The organism is Nostocoides sp. F2B08, assembly GCF_009184895.1.
Lineage (GTDB): Bacteria > Actinomycetota > Actinomycetes > Actinomycetales > Dermatophilaceae > F2B08.
Genome location: NZ_WESE01000012.1, coordinates 46237 through 62719, shown reverse-complemented (window position 1 = coordinate 62719; position 16483 = coordinate 46237). Strand labels below are relative to the sequence as shown.

The window sequence follows — 16483 nt, the reverse complement described above, 5'->3', positions numbered from 1 at the left end:
TGGTGACTCCCATCGCCGCGGCCGCGGCTGCAGTGTCTGGCGACACCTGGTCATGGCCGAATCCGAACCGCAGGCACATGGCCCGTTCCAGTCGCGACCTGGTCCAGACGGGGGCCATCAGATGCTCTTCCGGTTGCCGCCCCGGCGGGTGGTCATCGCCATCCACCGCCGTAAGGCCTCTCGATGTCGATGCCGTCGACAGCATCGAACTTCCAGTCGTCGAGGTACTCGTTGCCCCAGTGGCCGGTGGCCCACGCCATGAAGCCCTTCTCCCCGCCATTCTCCCAAGCGTTCATCATGGCTTCGGCTTCGGCAGGGTCCAGCTCGAGCTGGGTGGTCCGGTTGCGCATGTAGTCCCGCCCCGCGGCGTGCGGCCCTTGGACGCCGGTGATCGAGAGGCGGGCGCCTCGGCTGGCGATGGCTTGCCGCATCGTGGAGCCGGCCAGGGCTGCTCGCCTGCCGGCTTTGGTGGTCGCAGCCTGACGCGCCTTGGTGGCCAGAGACTTGGCGTGCTGCGCTGAAGGACGCTGACCGGCGCCGGTCTGCTCTGTCTTGACCCATCGCTCGACGGTGCGTCGTGAGACGCCCAGGGTTTTGGCCGCTTGGGTCAGGTCAATGCCGGACTTGGTGCGGCGGGAGGTTCCGCCGACGGCAATGAGCATGCCGCGCAGGTCTCCCCCGGCCTGTCCGGAGACGTCGGCCTTACGGCCGGTCAGGGCGGTGAAGAGCTTGCCGCGAAGGTCGCTCATCACTCAGCCCCGGCATCGCGCTGGACGATGGCGTCCTTACCTTTGTAGTTTCCGCCGGTCAGGAACTCCAGATGCTCGTGGAGGCGGGCACTGCCTTCGACCTTGTACCGGCCGAGCTCGCGGCCCAGCCACCGTTGGCCCCCGGGCCAGGCGGTGAGAGGGTCTGGATCCGGGGAGGTGTAGAGGACGGTGTCAGCGATGACAGCGACCGGGTAGCGCCCCGTCTCGTTGCCGATGGTGGTGATCCGCCGCAGGATGTTGGTGCGCGCCTTGGCGATGATCATGTGCCGTCTCTCCGGCGCATACCCGACACGGCCGCTCATGTGGGTGCTGGAGCCGAGCATCCCGATAGTGGGCGCGTAGATCTGCTTGAGCTGGTCGCGCGCGACCTGGCTGTCGACATCGTCGACGTCCAGGCGGGTTCTGGCGTCCCGGATCCGCTCGTACCAAGGGTCGAGGATCCGAGCCCGCTCGGACCAGGTGTAGGCCTCGACGACCTCGGGCTCGTAGCCTTGCTCGCCGGCGAACTCCATCGCCGGGGTGGTCACCCAGCGCACCTTGCCGGCGTGCAGCCCGCGAGGGTCGAGGGGGTGGGGCATCCGCCAGTCTCCGGTCTCGGGGATCTCCACCCTCCAGTAGCCGGGCATCCTGGGCACGAATGCGGTCCCGTCCGGGTGGTGGGTCGGTGCGCCGACGCCAAGCTCAAGGCCGCTGACGCCGGCAAGGTAGGAGCCGGAACGGTCGTAGGCGTGGATCCACTCGTGGGTGAGCTCCTCGTCGGTTGGCGGCCTGCACCAGGAGATGTCGGCCTCCACGTTGCTCACCTGAGCGGGAGGGCACGGCTCGAGGACGGGGAAGAACCGGTCACGGTCGCGGTGCCGCAGGGTGGTCATCAGGTCCAGACCGGTGGTGGATCCCGACAGCTGGTATGGGTGGCCGAGAGCGTCGGCGAGAAGCCCGATACGTCGAGCGAGCGCGGCGTGATCCGGCTCGTCGCGCATGAGCGCGACGTTGGTGTCGTCCCGGCTGATCGCTGCGAGTAAGACCACCCACACCGATTTCTCGGACCCCTTCCAAAGCCGCGTCCAGCGCCCGAGCGCGTCCCCGTTCTTCCCGCCGAAGCTGTACCCGGCGCCTCGGGCAGCGGTAACGGCAGTGCTGCTTGCGCTGACCTCTCGGGTGACCTTGTCCCTATCCTGCTCGGATGCCTTGGCGATCGTCTCGACGTCGATGCCCATACGCCGAGCCAGGTCGTCTCCGACCCACACCTGAGCGGCCGCGTCCAGGTACTTGGTGACTGTGGTGCCAAGTGAGAGCCACTGGGCCAGGCGGACCAGGTCGCCGGCGTGCTGGGGCCCCTCCCCTGGCATCTCCATGAACTCACCGTTACTGAGCCAGATCCCGTCAACATCGACGACGGCTGCGGCCGCACGGAACTTGGAGTTGTCGTCAGCAGTCTTGGCTGCACTGGTGCGTGCCCGCGACGACGGTGCCGCAGGTACAGGATCCTGCACCTGTGCGGCCGCCACGTCGACCACGTCGGGTGCCTCTTGCGGCTGTGACTGACCGGCGGGCTGGCGGCTTCGCTTCCACGGGTGGCCGATGGGGGTCTGAGAGGCCCGCTCGGTGGCGGTGCTGCCCTCCCAGCAGACGGTGTGCACACGGGTCCCGGAGATGACCACGCCACTGCGCACCCCGCACACGACGCACTCGACGGTCTGCCCGCTGGGCGCGTCGTCGGCGGGTGGGATCTGCTCGGTCCAGCCCACGACCCCGTCGAGGTCGGTGTGCGGTCGCGGGGTGAACACAGCCTCGCTCATTGGGTTCTCCTCGCTGGGATGGTCAGTCCCTTCACTGTCGCCGGCGTGGTTGGCGTCGGCACTGTTCCCAGACTGGGTCGTGCTGCGCGCGGCGTCCACCGGTTGTGGGTCCTCGCTGTCCAGGCCAGGGATCTGCAGTACCGGGTCGGCTCCGCCGGTGTCGGGGCTGTGTCCACCGTCGTCGCCTTGGGGTCCGTCGTCCGGTGCGTTGCCGTCATCCTCCGGACCGTTGTCCACCTCGTCGTCCTCCTCGCCGATGACCCGGTCGAGGTAGAGGGTGACCATGCGAGCATCCCGCTCCTCAGCGTGGATGCGGCACTTGACGGTGTGACGGGTTCGGCCCTCGGATGTGTCGGGGATCAGGACGTGCTCATCGTGCAGGGCCCGGCAGGCGGTGTTGCGGTCGATCTCCAGCTTCTCGGCCTGGGTGGCCGAGGCAGCCTTGAGGACGGCCTCGAGCTGGGTGGACTCGCACATGAGGACCCGGCCGCGGTCCTTCGGGCCGGGGTCGTGCATGACGTATCCCAGGCGGATGCCGTTGCGCTCGAGGCGGTACTTGCTTGGCGAGCCGGCCATGTCGGTCTCGGTGACCGTTCGTCGCCAGCCCAAGCGGCCGGCTAGGGGCCATGGCGGGCACTCACCGGTCCTGACATCGTCGACGTAGGCGATGCCTTGGCGCAGCGCGTAGGCGAGCAGCTCACGGGCTCGGGCGCCGGTGGTGCGGGGCATATCGGGGTTGACCGCAGCCCGGCCGGCCTCGTGTAGTCCCTCGTCTACGCGCCGGAGAGTGAGTGTGCGCTCCTGGGCGGTGATCGCGCCCGCTTGGAGCAGGAAGTCGCTCATGGCGACCCAGCCGACCCAGATGTGGGAGATCGCCGCGGCCTGCCGCACGCTCTCCCCCGCCCGCTCGACCAGCACGTCGGCGTAGTCGTCGGCGATCTTCATGTAGTGCGTGCGCTTGCCCACCAGGTCCCCGGCCAGCCAGGAGATGTAGGACGCCATCACCAGAGCCCGCTGGTGCCGCGAGAGCTGTTCGTCGAGCGGGAACAACAGCGCGGTGTCGACGTCCTCCTTGGCCAATGGAACAACCAGCATCCGCTCGGCGCCAGACCCCGGCCGGGGCATGACCTCGGAGGTGCACAGGCCGCTGGCCCGCGGCCCGGTGCCGTCGCTGATGGACAAACCGTCTCTGGACGATCGGGACCGCTCTTCTTGGTTGTGGATGAGCCGGGCGGTCTCCTCGAGGTGCTTCTGTGCCTCCAGCCAGCTGCGGGTGGGCGCGAAGTCGTCCATCCAGTAGAGGCAGTCCTTGGCGTTGTGCAGCTTGAAGCGCAGCGCGTTGAAGGTGTCACCGTTGCCGGACATCGAGGAGGCGGGCTTCTTGTGCTCCCATCGCTCACCGAAGTGCTGCATGGCCTTGGCGGCCACTGAGGTCTTGTAGGACCCGGGCGGTCCGACGAGGGTGAGCACCCAAGGGTTGTGGCCCATGACCGCCCTGAAGACCTGGCCGAGCAGCGGGGCTGCGATGCGCACGGGGAGCCGGTCCAACATAGTGGCCGACGCGGACTGCCACGCGGTGCGGAGCGCTACCGGATCACGGACAGGGTCAGGCAGGTTGTAACGCTCGATCGGCCCGGAGAAGGCGACCTCGACATCCTCGTGCCCGGCTGCGGAGATCGCCCCGCGCCGGTGGATGAACCTGTGGGTCCCGTCGGGATTCTCCCGCCATCCGGTTGCGCGGTAGAGCACCTCGTCGACGACGTTTTCGCTGATCGCGAGGATGGCTCGTTGCAGCTGGTCGAGGCCGGCGCGCTTGTGGTCGTAGTCCGGCGGACCGGGCAGCGACTCCAGCCAGGAGTGGTCGCGCCACTGGTCGGCCATGACCCGAATCTCCAGCAGCTCCCCGGTGACCTCGTCGGGGTATCGCAGTCGAACTGCGATCAGCGTCTTGGGTGCGCTCACCTGCCGCTTAGTCGGTGTGGAGCGGCCCATGAGCTCGGTGTCTTCGACGTCGTGGTCGTGCTCGACCTCCAGGTACTCCCGACAGGAAACCTTCACCACCATGGAGAGGAGGGTCTTGAACTTGCCGGCCTCGCCGTCGTCCTCGTCCCAGTCCTCGCGCTGCCGACGGCTGGAGCGGTCTGGCTCCCACTGCACGATCTTGCCGCCCAGAACCCGGAAGGGGGTGTTGTCCGAGCCGACACCCTTGTGCCCGAACCAGTCGCTGTCGTCGGTGACGACCTCGGTCACTGAGGCTTTGGGCGGATCGTTCTCCGCCGGCGTCCCGTCTGAGGCGGGGGTCGCAAGTCGCAGCGACTCCGGCACGGGAACCTGGACGAGCAGGTGGCAGCGGCGCGCGGCCTCGGTCCCCTCGAGGAGCAGGTTCTCGGCGATCTCAAGGGCTTCGCCCACCCAGGCGGTGCCGATGCGCATTCCCCGTGCGCAGATCTTGTCGACCACATCACGCAGGGCCTCTTGGCGGATCTGGCTCTCCAACGCCCACCGCTTGGCGAACCGCCGGTTGTCCTCGACGTCCTGCCCGTCCTCGGCCAACGCCCAGCGTCCCTGCGCCTCCTCGATGGCTTGCTGCAACGAGCGGAACTCGCCCTGCACCGACATCAGCTCGTGCCAGATCGCGACCTCTTCGACCTCGACCCACTGCAGTTCGTCGAGCGCCTTGCCCGCGTCGACATGGTCGGTCAGGTCGGACTTGGGCTCGGTCAGGTCGGGTAGACGTAAACGGACGGTCGCGCCTACGGCGGTGAGTTTGGCATGCAGGTCGACCCCGCGGGCCCAACCGGTGGAATCGCGGTCAAGGACGACCACGACCAGTGCGTTGGCGAACTCATCCACCAGGTCCGCCGGGAAGCTCTTGCCGCCCTGAGTGTTCGTCGTGGCAACCAGTCCAAGCCTCTCGGCGGTGTGAACGTCCTTCTCCCCCTCAAGCAGCCAGACTTCCTGGCCCGCCTTGACCGCTGCGGCGACCTGGGGCGCCCGGTAGAGCACCGGGTAGAAGCCCTCGGGCTTGCGCCTGACCCGGCGCCCTTCACGGGTCACAAACAGCTGGCGGAACTGCTTGTGCCGGTTGCCCTCGGCGGTGCACTCCTCGCGGAGAACCTCCTGCACCAGGCGGCCCTCATGGTCGAGGTAGGGGTAGCGCTCGATCTCCACCCACTGGTGATCAACCTCGGGGGTGGCGGCGGCTGGAGGCTTGGGCAGCAGCGTGGGGAGCTTGCCCAGCTTGCCCCGTCGCTGTCCCGCGCGTCGGCGCGCGGGACTCTTCCCGACCCGGTACAGGCTGCGGTCCCGCTCGGGTAGGGGCTCGTCGAACAGATCGCTCATCGTCAAGCCGATGGCCTCGGCGATCTGATCCGCTTGCGCCTGGCATCCGTGGCAGTAGAGCAGCACCCCTCCCCCGCGGGGCCCGCTGCGCCAGGTGATGTGCAGTGAGGGGGTGCTCTCATCGTGAACCGGGCACCCCGCCATGACGCTGTTCTGACGAGGCGATGCGGTGGGCAAGCCTCGCGCCTCGATCGCGGTCACAACGCGATCGAGGGAGGAGCGAGGTCCGCTACCGCCAGCTTGGCGGCTCGGTTCAGTCACAGCGTGGTCACCTCCCATCACAAGGGAGGGACACGCCGAAGCGCGAGTGAGGGGTTACCTGATGCTGCATCAGGTAACCTCGGAGTTGCCGAGGCCACATCAGCCTTTCGTAGTAGGAGACGCCGCCCCATTCAGCCGCCAAGCATCGGGGGTGGCGTTCTCTGTTGTCTGGGGTCCTTTCAGCCAGTTCCCGTGAGGGGTAGCACCTGCTGGTGTTCGTCGTGGCGTCGATGCAGATACTCGGGTTCAGGGAGGCCGTGTCCCCTAGCCAGCACCTCGGTGAGGTAGTCAGCCAGGGACGTCCCTCTTTGCTCGGCCTCGGCCTTGTAGACCGCGAACTGGTCCGCGGGAAGGCGCATCGTGAACTGCTTGCGAACGCCCTTTGGCTTTGGACCCGGCTTCCTCCGCAATGACGACATGAGTCATTCCTAGCGGCCGTGTGACTCTGAATCAGGGATATGGCCTCACACCGGCGTGTCGCTGCAGCTGAGAGCCCAGAGTCCGTCATGGGTGCGGAAGGTGCGCCCTGGGGAGGTGTGTGACATCGGGGACCTGATCGTTGTTCGCTGAGGTCCGTCGACGGTGACGGTGCCGGACAAGTCGAGCGACGCTGAGGCTTAGAGCGCGCGGCTCGCCCGAGCGTCTGAGAGGCGCCGTCATGCAGCGCATCTGCTGCAGAAGCTGCCGCCGCCGCACACACTCTTCGCCGTCAAATCAGAGCCTCGCGCGCGTACACGCGCAGACACGGTGTTGGATTTAGTGGGAAACGTGGGAAGTGAGGGTATGTGTGCAGGTGGGAGGGTGTTTTTCACTTCCCACCGAGGGGGGAAACGACGTGGGAAACGTAGGTGGGAAGTGAGGAGTAGAACAAGGGGAGGTCGTTCTGCAAGGGTTGGAGAACAGTTCACCCCCCCCGGCACCGAACTGCGTTCGGCAGGGGGTCTGTCTCGCTGGGGAGACGCGCGGGTTTAGTAGCGCTGCTCCACACGCCGGCGGGAATCGCCTGGGAGACCGCGGTTGCGACGCTGTTGCTCAACACGTAGACGGATGCCGTTGCCGGTGTAGTGGCGCACGGTGCTCGGGACCAGGCTGTCCCAGCCTCGCTCGTTCGCGAGATCGGCGGCGAGGTCGCAGAAGGTGTCCTCGAGGATGTCGTCGGCGGCTGCGTACATGCCGTGCATCTGGCGAAGCTCCCACACCTGACTGAAGGGGTTGGGTAGCGGTATCCCCCGCAGGGCCCGCCTTGCCTCTGGATGGTTCCGGATCCTGCCCCCGAGGGCGCTGCGCCGGAGGATCTCGACGTCTGTGTGGGTCATACCCACAAGCTCAAGCCCTGCCTGGTAGTCCTGTCGGGTGCAGCGCTGCTGTGCCAGCGCCAGGGGGTCAAGCATGGCGTCCTGGATCCCGGCGGCGTACTCACGAAGGGCGTGCAGCTGGAGGTCGAGCTGACGCAGGTGCCGGGCGGTGGTGAACTCAATGCGGCCCTTGGTCCAGGTCAACGCGATCGACATCGGGTCTTCCGGTACCCAGCGAAACTTGGACTGGTCGTACATACGCCGGTGCCAGGTCATGTCCTCAAGCCAGTCGGATGGCTCTCGTAGTTGCGCGGCCGCGGCGGTCATAGCTCCATCATGCAGCCACACACCACTCCCCCACCAGAGGCACACCGGCCTCCCACCGCGCGCACAACCGGTGAGCCACCAGCAGCACACCACTGGCACACCACTTGCACACCACTTAAACAGTAGACAGGCAACAGACCACTAAAAGACCCCTAACAAGCGGTCTGTTGACTATTGACTCGTTGGTCACTAAGCGCATAGCAAGCCATAGTTGATGCCTAACAGAGGGTTTCTGGACCCCTTGCAAAGAGTCCGCTGACAGATTGCTAGGGGACACGGGGGGTCAGCGTGCGGCCTGCTGACCCACAACGATGCGACAGTGGGGGATAGGTGAAGCCAAAGTGGGCCCACTAGAGACCGTCCGTTGGTGGTCAGTCGTCGCACCGAGAGGGAGCAGTTGGCCCTCATCCGACACTCGCGTGTCACAGGGTGTGCCCTCGACTCACCTTCCACGGGCATGAGCGTGATGGAGGGACGGATGTCCGAACCGGAACTGCCGGACGTGACCGCACTGAGCCGTGTGGTCGCGGTCATCAACGGCAAGGGCGGCGTGCTGAAGACGAGCATTGTGGCCAACGTGGCCGGGTGCCTGGCCAAGAGCATGCGTGTACTGGTGATCGACCTCGACATCAGCGGCAACCTCAAGATGGACCTGGGTATGACACAGGCCGAGGAGGATGACGCCGGAAAGAGCGTCGTCGATGCCGTTTGGTCCGGCGCGGACCTTCAGATCGTGCGCAACGTCCGACCCAACCTGGACATGGTCTTCGGAGGTCGTGCCCTGGAGATGCTCAGTTCCCTGGCCAAGTCGTCGATGTCAGATGAGCTACCGACTGGGTCGATCACCACCGAGTTCGCGGCACGACTCGCCGCGGTGGCCGACGACTACGACCTGATCCTGCTGGACTGCCCTCCCGGCAACGGAGACCTGCAGGACATGGCGTTGACCGCCTCCCGGTGGGTGCTCATCCCGACCAAGACTGACCCTGGCTCGTGGGATGGCCTCCTCGGGGTCGGTCCCCGGGTCAAGCGGGCCCGAGCCATCAATCCTGATTTGACCTACCTAGGGGTGGTTGTCACCGCTCACAACCCGCAGGCGACCCGGGTCATGCGCAACACCAAGGTGCGACTTGAGGAAGTGGGGGAGACGGTCCCGCTGCTCCAGGCTTACATCCGGCACTCGGAAAGCTCTGCCCACGACTGCCGCTATCGAGGCCAGCTTGCCCACGAGCTCGCTGCCGACGCCGACGCCAATCGCGCCGAAAGGCTCGAGGCGCTCAGCGCCCGTCGACGAGGCGAAGGCTCCGCAGACAATGTCATCCCCCTGCCCGTCGCGCTCTCCGGCACGGCGGACTCCGTGGCCGGCGACTACGACCGACTCGCCGCGGAGATCTGCGCAAGGATCTCCGCCGCCGAGTCTGAAACCTCGTACCTGGCAGGAGCGAAAGCATGACAACCGGAACAGGCTCGGCCCGCGAGATCCCGCCCGGCCGTCTTGCCAACTTCGAGGACAGCCCCATGGAAGATGCGCCTGCGCCGCTGCTTCCCCCTCGCCGCACCTCGAAGCCTGCGACCGCAGCCAACCTCGCCCTCCGCGGGAAGAAGCCCACGGAGCCCCCTGTCCGGACCGCTGAGTCTCCTGCAGCCGTCATAAGGTCCTCAACCCCGTCCACCTCCTCCCAGTCGGCTGAGGCTGCGCTGAAGGGCCCGGAGGACAGGGTCCGCCCGTCCAACGTGCACATCCCTGTGGCCCTGCTGGAGCCGCTGGTCGGCAAGTGCAAGGCAGACGGGCTCTCTCACGGCGAGGTCATCATCGTCGCCATCGAGAACGCCTACCCCCGCCTGAAGGACCTCATCCATCCTGCGGCAACCGCCGGCGGTGGGCTCTTCGCCTCTCGCCGAGGCCGCGCATCGCGCCAGAACGACGGCCCGTTGACCCCCCTGAACTACAGACTCCGCGAGGCCGACTTCGCCACCTTGGACAAGCTCGTCGACGAGTTCGGCGCCAGCTCCCGAGGGCACCTCATCACGGCGGCACTGAGCGACTTCTTCGGCGACAGCTGAATCCGAGCTAGAACCAGACCCCAACCAACCCGAAAGGCCCGACCAGCCCCATGTCGACCACAACCTCCGCCACCGAGCCTCGGCGGCAACAGCGAAAGAACCCCTCAGACGGGGAACCGGCTTCGGCGCCTGGTCAGCAGTTCGCGCCGCCGCCGAAGCTGCGCCGACGTCCGGTGCTGATCGCGGCTTCCGTAGCCGCGATCAGCCTGGGCGCCCTGGTCAGTCTGTGGGCCTACCAGTCCACCTCCGACACCCGCAGCGTCCTAGCTGTCCGTCAGACCATCGAGCGGGGCGAGGTGATCACCGCCGACGACCTCATGACCGTGAACATCAGCGTGGATCCGGCGCTGCGCCCGCTCCCTGCCGATCGCGCCGAGAGTGTGGTCGGCAAGTACGCGGCGCTCGACATGTCCGCCGGGGGAGTGGTCACCCAGGATCAGGTCACCGATCAGGCGCTGCCGGCCGCAGGTTCCTCAGTCGTCGGCATCGCCCTGACTGCGGGGATGCTGCCAGCCGATCAGGTCCGCGCCGGAGACAAGGTCAGAGTCGTAGTGACGACTGGACAGCAGGGGGAGATGCCCACCGGTGAGCCGGACTCGATCGAGGCCGTGGTCGTGGGTGTCGCCCGCGACGAGACCACGGGCAATGCGATCGTCAACGTCCAGGTGCCCACCGACGGTGGGCCGCTGCTGGCGGCTCGTGCGGCCACCGGCAAGGTTGCGATCGTCCTGGACAGCCGGGAGTGACTTCGTGGCGCTCATCGTCCTGACCTCCGCCAACGGATCCCCTGGGGTGACCTCATCTGCTCTCGGCCTGGCAATGGCTTGGCCGCGACCAAGCATCCTCGTCGACGCTGACCCCACCGGTGCGCGGGCGATCCCAGCCGGCTACTTCCGCGGCGGCCAGCTGCCCTCCGAAGGGTCCATCGTCGACCTGGCGGTGGCCCACCGCCAAGGATCCCTGGTCGAGGAACTCCCACGACTGTTGATGCGCATCCCCAACACCCACATCCAGCTTCTCAACGGACCGGTCAGGCACAACCAGGCACGCGCCCTGGACAGCCTGTGGGAGCCACTAGCCGGCGCATTCAAGGGCTTGGAGCGCAACGGTCAGGACGTCATCGTCGACGCCGGTCGGCTGGGTCTGGAGGGGTCCCCGTACAAACTGCTCGCCGCCGCGGACCTGGCCCTGCTGGTAACCCGATCAACCGTCCCGGCGCTGGTCGGCGCGGCTTCCTGGGCGCCCACCCTTCGAGACACCTTCAGCCGATCCGGAGCAGCCAGCAGCCTCGGCGTGCTCGTCGTCGGCCCAGGAAAACCCTTCACAGCATCAGAGGTCTCCAAGACCTTGCAGACGCCTACCGTCGCAGCCCTGGAGTGGGACCCCGCCTCCGCCGAGGTGTTCTCCATTGGAGCCCAGCCGCGCCGCAAGTTCGAGAACACCGGCCTCAGCAAGTCGCTGCGTGCAGCCGTCCAAGCCATCCAAGCCACCCTGTCTAGCTCCCGGGCCGCGATCGACCTCGCGGCGGGGGAGAGGAGCCAGCCATGACCGACCGTCTCGATCCGACCTCGCTGCCGATCTTCGGTGCTCCCACGCACTCACAGCCCCCTCCCAACGGACACCGGGTGCCGACCATCTCCTACGCACCGGCCCCGCCCGCTCCGTCGCGACCGGCGGCGAGATCCCTGGCCGGCCCGATCGGCACCCCAGCCCAGGCACCTCTCGTAGTCACGGCTGCGGCGGTCGCGCCGATCCTGGACAAGGCCGCGACCCGACCCGCTGACGTCGCTGCCGCTGGGGTCGACTGGCAGCAGGTGGCGATGCTGCGGGCTCAGGCATCGGATCAGCTAACCGCGGCCCTGGGGGAGGAACGGGGCATGGACCCCGACACCGAACGCGAGCTCGGCCGGACGATCATCCAAGAGCTGCTGCAGACCACCGCAGCCGACCGCCTGCACGACGGCGAGTCCGCCTGGTCGATGGAGGAGCAGGACGCGATGGCGGTCGCCGTCTACAACGCACTCTTCGGCCTCGGCCGGCTGCAGCCTCTCGTCGACGACGACACCGTCGAGAACATCATCATCACCGGCGCGCAGAACGTGTGGGTGGAGAAGGTCGACGGAACCCTGGTCAAGGCCGACCCAGTCGCTGACTCCGACCAAGAACTGCTCGACTTCCTGTCCTTCGTGGCCTCCCGCAGCGAGGTCAATGCCCGCAGCTTCTCCTCGGCCAACCCGCGACTGCACATGCGCCTGGACGGCGGCCCTCGGCTCGCTGCCGCAGCATGGGTGACCGCGCACCCCTCCGTGGTCATCCGGCGCCACCGGCTGCGCCGCGTCACCCTGGACGAGCTCGTCGACCGCGACATGATCACCCACACCCAAGCCACCTTCCTCAGGGCGGCGATCAGAGCGCGCAAGTCCATCGTGGTGGCAGGACCCCAGGGCGCCGGCAAGACGACGATGGTGCGCGCCCTGTGCGCCGAGATCAACTCTTGGGAGGCCATCGGCACTTTCGAGACCGAGTTCGAGCTGCACCTGCACGAGCTCACCGACGTGCACCCCATCGTGCACGCCTGGGAGGCACGACCAGGATCGGGCGAGATCGGCCCCGACGGCAAGCAGGCCGGTGAGTTCACCCTCGACGAGGCGCTCTACGACTCGTTCCGCTTCAACCTCTCCCGACAGATCGTCGGCGAGGTCCGCGGCCGCGAGGTGTGGGCCATGATCAAAGCGATGGAGTCCGGCGCCGGCAGCATCTCCACCACCCACGCCGGCAACGGAGAAGGAGCCATCCGCAAGCTGGTCACCTGCGCCATGGAAGCCGGGCCGCACGTCACCAAGGAGCTGGCGACCTCCAAGCTCGCTGAGACCGTCGACCTTGTCGTCCAGATCCACCTGGAGACCGTCCCGCTGGGTGAAGGCAAGTGGCGCCGTTCCCGCTGGGTCTCCGAGGTCGTCCATGTCGCACCCGGCGAGGCCGCCAAGGGGTACGCCGTCACCCACGTCTTCCGACCCAACCCCGCCGGCGGCCCAGCGGTCCCGGGCACCCTGCCTGATGAGCTTCGTGAACTTGAGCAGCACGGCTTCGACATCACCGCCTACCTGGCCGCCGACGGCCGCGAGGAGGCGTAGCAAATGCCGCTTATCATCCCCACCCTCGCCGGCGCCCTGGTCGTCGCGGGCCTCATCGGACTCGCGCTGGGCATCCGGCGCACCCCCGCCACCCCCCGCAGCGCCAGCCAGTCCCGCATGGGTCCGAAGATCTCCGCCATGAACCGGCGCACCAAGATCCTGGCCCTCGCAGGCCTGATCGCCGGCGCAACCATCTACATCCTGACCGGCTGGCTCATCGCCGTCGCGCTCGTTCCCGTGGCCGCCGTCGGGCTGCCCACCTTACTGTCCGCGCCACCGTCGGCTGCCAGGATCGACCGCCTCGAGGCGCTCGAGGAGTGGACACGCGCCCTGGCCGGAGTCCTGACCGTCGGCGTCGGACTCGAGGAAGCGCTGCGCTCCACCCTTCGCTCCACCCCCGAGGCCATCCGACCGGAGGTCACCACCTTGGTCGCACGGCTGCGGGCCCGCATCAGCACCGAGGAAGCACTGCGCGCCTTCGCGGACGACCTCAACGACGCCACCGGAGACCTGGTCGCTGCATACCTCATCCTCGGCGCCCGACGCCGAGGCCAAGGCCTAGCCTCCGTCTTGGAGTCCCTGGCCGAGTCGGTCGCCGCAGACGTCCGCGCGCGCCGAGCCATCGAGGCCGACCGCGCCAAGCCCCGCACCACCGCCCGCTGGGTCACCATCATCACGATCAGCGTCCTGGGCTTCCTGACCCTCACCGGCGACTACATCAGCCCCTACGGATCACCTCTGGGACAGCTGCTGCTGATCCTTCTGCTGTCGGCCTACGTGGCACTGCTGATCTGGCTGCGGAACATGGCCAAAGGTGAGGCGATGCCCCGCTTCCTCGGCGTCGCAGCACGTGAAGGAGCACACCCATGACCACCGGCCTGCAACTCGCACTTCTCGGCGGATCCCTCATCGGTCTCGGCCTGTCACTGATCCTGTGGCGCCTGCTGCCCGCCGACCCCGACCCCGTCGACGTCGTCCACCGCTACTCCCCAGAAGGAGTCCGCGCCCGAGCGGCCGCCGCCGCCCCCACCATGTCCGCCAGCTCCACCCCCGACCGCCTCGGCATCTGGGCGATCAGGCGATTCCCCGCCGCCTGGTGGGGCAAAACCCCCACCAAGGAACTCGCACTCCTACGCATCCCAGTCCACCGCTTCTACGGCAAGAAGGTCCTCTACGGCATCGCCGGGCTCGTCATCGCACCCGTGCTGTCCTACTTCTTCGTGGTCTTGGGCTGGTCCATCCCGATCCTCATCCCAGTCGCCGGCTCGGTCCTGCTCGCGATCGCGCTGTTCCTGACCCCTGACCTCGACGTGCGCACCGACGCACGCCACGCCCGAGCCGAGTTCGGCCGAGCACTGGGCGCCTACACCGACCTGGTCGCCCTCGAACGTCTCGGCGGTTCAGGGTCCCGCCAGGCCATGGAGCTCGCCGCCGAAGTCGGCGACTCCTGGGTGTTCCAACGCATCGGTGAAGAACTCGCCCGCTCCCGCTGGTCCGGCCTGGCGCCTTGGGACGCCTTGAACGCGCTCGCCGACGAGCTCGGACTGCCCGAACTGGACGACCTGGCCGACATCATGCGACTGAGCAAGGAGGGCTCACAGGTCTACAGCAACCTGCGGGCACGATCCAGTGCCCTGCGCTCAGCCATGCTGAACGAAGAGCTGGCCAAGGCCAACGCGACGGGGGAGCGGATGAGCATGCCGATGTCCCTGCTCGGCGTGGTCTTCATGGTCATCCTCATCGCCCCTCAGCTGCTCCGCGTGATGGGGGGCTGAAGACGTCGAAGCCACGGCAGGAAGCCCCAGTCCGCACACAGAACCACCGGCCGCGTAACCCCTCACTGAGGCCCGCGACCGTTGGACCGTCGCCCCCCCGACCCACGCCGAGATGCAATCTCGGTAGGAAACACCACAGAATCGTTGTCACCAGGCACCACATTCCAGCACCTTCCGGTCACGACCGGAGCTCGCACTAGAAAAGGGGACCCTCATCATGCTGCACCTCGTCGCAACACTTCACACCGTCGGTGTGACCCTGATCGAAAGGGCACACACGAAGCTCACCACCGAGCCCGAACGCGGCTCGGAGACCATCGAGAAGGTTCTCTGGGCGGTCGCGGTGATCGCGATCGTCGCGATCGTCGTCACCGCCATCCGCAACTACGTCACCTCCGAGGCCGGGAAGATCGGATGACCTCTCGTCGACCCTCGTGCCTGCCGCGGCGCCTGACCACTTGGTTGGCGTCGCGGCAGGAGCGTGGGTCGGCGACCATCCAAATGGTGGTTCTGATGCCCGCGCTGTTCACCCTGGTCTTCCTGGGAGTGCAGGCTGCAGTGCTCTACCAGGGCCGCACAATCACCTTGGCCGCAGCCCAGGAAGGTGCGCGGGTCTCCGCGGCTGCAGACGGCACCAACGCGGCCGGCGTCGCCGCCGCCTCCAACTTCGTCTCCTCCACCTCGGCCGGCCTCAAAGGCACCTCCGTCTCGGGGAACCGCACCGCGACCACAGCCTCGATCACAGTGACCACCCACACGGTCAGCCTCATCCCGTTCGTCTCCCCGAAGATCACCCAGTCGGCGTCCATGCCGGTGGAACGACTGACATGACACGCCGGTTCTTCAGGATCCGCCCCCAAGGCGCCCCGGATCGAGGATCTGAGGCGCTCGAGGCTGCCATCGGAGTGCCCGCCTTCCTGCTCTTCATCGCGATGATCATCGCTGGCGGCCGCCTGGCCATCGCGGACCAGTCCGTCCAAGCCGCTGCCGCCGAAGCTGCTCGCTCCGCCTCCATTGCTCGCACCCAGGGCCAAGCACACGGATCCGCGGTCAGCGGGGCGACCTCGTCCCTGGCCAACCAGAAGCTGCAGTGCGCCAGCAAGTCGGTGAGCGTGGACACCAGTGGATTCGCATCCCCGGTCGGCACCCCCGCCAACGTCACCGCCACCGTCACCTGTGTGGTCAACCTGTCCGACGTCGCCGTGCCCGGACTGCCCGGCACACGGACCATCACCGCGACCATGACCAGTCCCCTCGACACCTTCCGGGAGCGATGATGGCCGCCCAGCGCCACCAGCAGGAGGAACTCGAGCGCGGATCGGTGTCGGTGTGGCTAGCGACCGCCTCAATCGTGATGATCATCCTCGTCGGAGTCGTCGTCGACCTCGCCGGCCAGGTCCACGCCCAGCAGCACACCCGCAACATCGCCAACCAGGCCGCGCGGGTCGCCGGCCAGCAGATCAACGCACCGGCCGCCATCCGTGGCATCGGAGTCCAGGCCAACGCTGCCCAGGCCGTCTCGGCTGCCCAGACCTACCTGAACGCATCCGACGTCACCGGAACAGCCAGCATCGTCAACGGCAACACGATCCGGGTCGCCACCTCGTCGACCTACAACACCAAGTTCCTCTCGATCATCGGGTTGGGAAGCATGCGCGTCACCGGCCAAGCAGAGGCCCGAATCGTGCGCGTCGTGGACGGGGTATCCCAGTGACT

General features: G+C 67.4%; 15 protein-coding genes. 11 read left to right on the top strand and 4 right to left on the bottom strand.

Annotated features, from left to right (window positions below; all coding sequences use genetic code 11):
* Positions 1-152 precede the first annotated feature (152 nt).
* The 4 genes from GA707_RS18800 to GA707_RS18785 form a co-directional block, all read right to left on the bottom strand.
* The gene (locus tag GA707_RS18800; RefSeq protein WP_152179997.1) at positions 153-749 is read right to left on the bottom strand and encodes a helix-turn-helix domain-containing protein; all 597 of its coding nucleotides are present in this window, start codon (positions 747-749) and stop codon (positions 153-155) included.
* Positions 749-5911, bottom strand: a complete 5163-nt coding sequence (locus GA707_RS18795; RefSeq protein WP_226963954.1) for a hypothetical protein — start codon at positions 5909-5911, stop codon at positions 749-751. Before GA707_RS18795 ends, GA707_RS18800 begins: the two co-directional genes overlap by 1 nt.
* A gap of 440 nt (positions 5912-6351) precedes the next feature.
* The gene (locus GA707_RS18790; RefSeq protein WP_152179995.1) at positions 6352-6531 is read right to left on the bottom strand and encodes a hypothetical protein; all 180 of its coding nucleotides are present in this window, start codon (positions 6529-6531) and stop codon (positions 6352-6354) included.
* 609 nt (positions 6532-7140) lie between these two features.
* Positions 7141-7794: a hypothetical protein gene (locus tag GA707_RS18785; RefSeq protein WP_226963953.1), complete on the bottom strand. Its 654-nt coding sequence runs from the start codon at positions 7792-7794 to the stop codon at positions 7141-7143.
* A 478-nt stretch (positions 7795-8272) separates the two neighbouring features.
* On the opposite strand from GA707_RS18785, the gene GA707_RS18780 reads away from it, so the two are divergent.
* The 11 genes from GA707_RS18780 to GA707_RS18735 all read left to right on the top strand — a co-directional run bounded on the left by GA707_RS18780 (position 8273) and on the right by GA707_RS18735 (position 16481).
* Positions 8273-9247, top strand: a complete 975-nt coding sequence (locus tag GA707_RS18780) for a ParA family protein (protein ID WP_193315421.1) — start codon at positions 8273-8275, stop codon at positions 9245-9247.
* Positions 9244-9858 carry a hypothetical protein gene (locus tag GA707_RS18775; RefSeq protein WP_152179993.1) on the top strand — a complete coding sequence of 205 codons (615 nt, stop codon included), beginning with the start codon at positions 9244-9246 and terminating at the stop codon, positions 9856-9858. The genes GA707_RS18780 and GA707_RS18775 overlap by 4 nt, the downstream gene beginning before the upstream one ends.
* A gap of 173 nt (positions 9859-10031) precedes the next feature.
* A complete protein-coding gene (locus GA707_RS18770) occupies positions 10032-10604 on the top strand; it encodes an SAF domain-containing protein (RefSeq protein WP_226963952.1) in 573 nt (190 codons plus the stop codon).
* 46 nt (positions 10605-10650) lie between these two features.
* On the top strand, positions 10651-11406 hold the full coding sequence (locus GA707_RS18765; RefSeq protein ID WP_226963951.1) for a hypothetical protein: 756 nt from the start codon (positions 10651-10653) through the stop codon (positions 11404-11406).
* On the top strand, positions 11403-12992 hold the full coding sequence (locus tag GA707_RS18760; protein WP_152179990.1) for a CpaF family protein: 1590 nt from the start codon (positions 11403-11405) through the stop codon (positions 12990-12992). The genes GA707_RS18765 and GA707_RS18760 overlap by 4 nt, the downstream gene beginning before the upstream one ends.
* 3 nt (positions 12993-12995) lie before the next feature.
* Positions 12996-13862, top strand: a complete 867-nt coding sequence (locus GA707_RS18755) for a type II secretion system F family protein (protein ID WP_152179989.1) — start codon at positions 12996-12998, stop codon at positions 13860-13862.
* Positions 13859-14767 (top strand): hypothetical protein, encoded by a 909-nt coding sequence (locus tag GA707_RS18750; RefSeq protein WP_152179988.1) that lies wholly within the window; start codon positions 13859-13861, stop codon positions 14765-14767. The genes GA707_RS18755 and GA707_RS18750 overlap by 4 nt, the downstream gene beginning before the upstream one ends.
* A gap of 253 nt (positions 14768-15020) precedes the next feature.
* Complete coding sequence (locus GA707_RS20980) at positions 15021-15185, top strand: hypothetical protein (RefSeq protein WP_193315425.1); 165 nt, start codon at positions 15021-15023, stop codon at positions 15183-15185.
* Entirely contained in the window at positions 15182-15598 is a 417-nt protein-coding gene (locus tag GA707_RS18745) for a TadE/TadG family type IV pilus assembly protein (protein WP_152179987.1), read from the top strand. The genes GA707_RS20980 and GA707_RS18745 overlap by 4 nt, the downstream gene beginning before the upstream one ends.
* Positions 15595-16044 carry a TadE/TadG family type IV pilus assembly protein gene (locus GA707_RS18740; protein ID WP_152179986.1) on the top strand — a complete coding sequence of 150 codons (450 nt, stop codon included), beginning with the start codon at positions 15595-15597 and terminating at the stop codon, positions 16042-16044. The genes GA707_RS18745 and GA707_RS18740 overlap by 4 nt, the downstream gene beginning before the upstream one ends.
* Entirely contained in the window at positions 16041-16481 is a 441-nt protein-coding gene (locus tag GA707_RS18735; RefSeq protein WP_152179985.1) for a pilus assembly protein TadG-related protein, read from the top strand. The genes GA707_RS18740 and GA707_RS18735 overlap by 4 nt, the downstream gene beginning before the upstream one ends.
* Positions 16482-16483 lie beyond the last annotated feature (2 nt).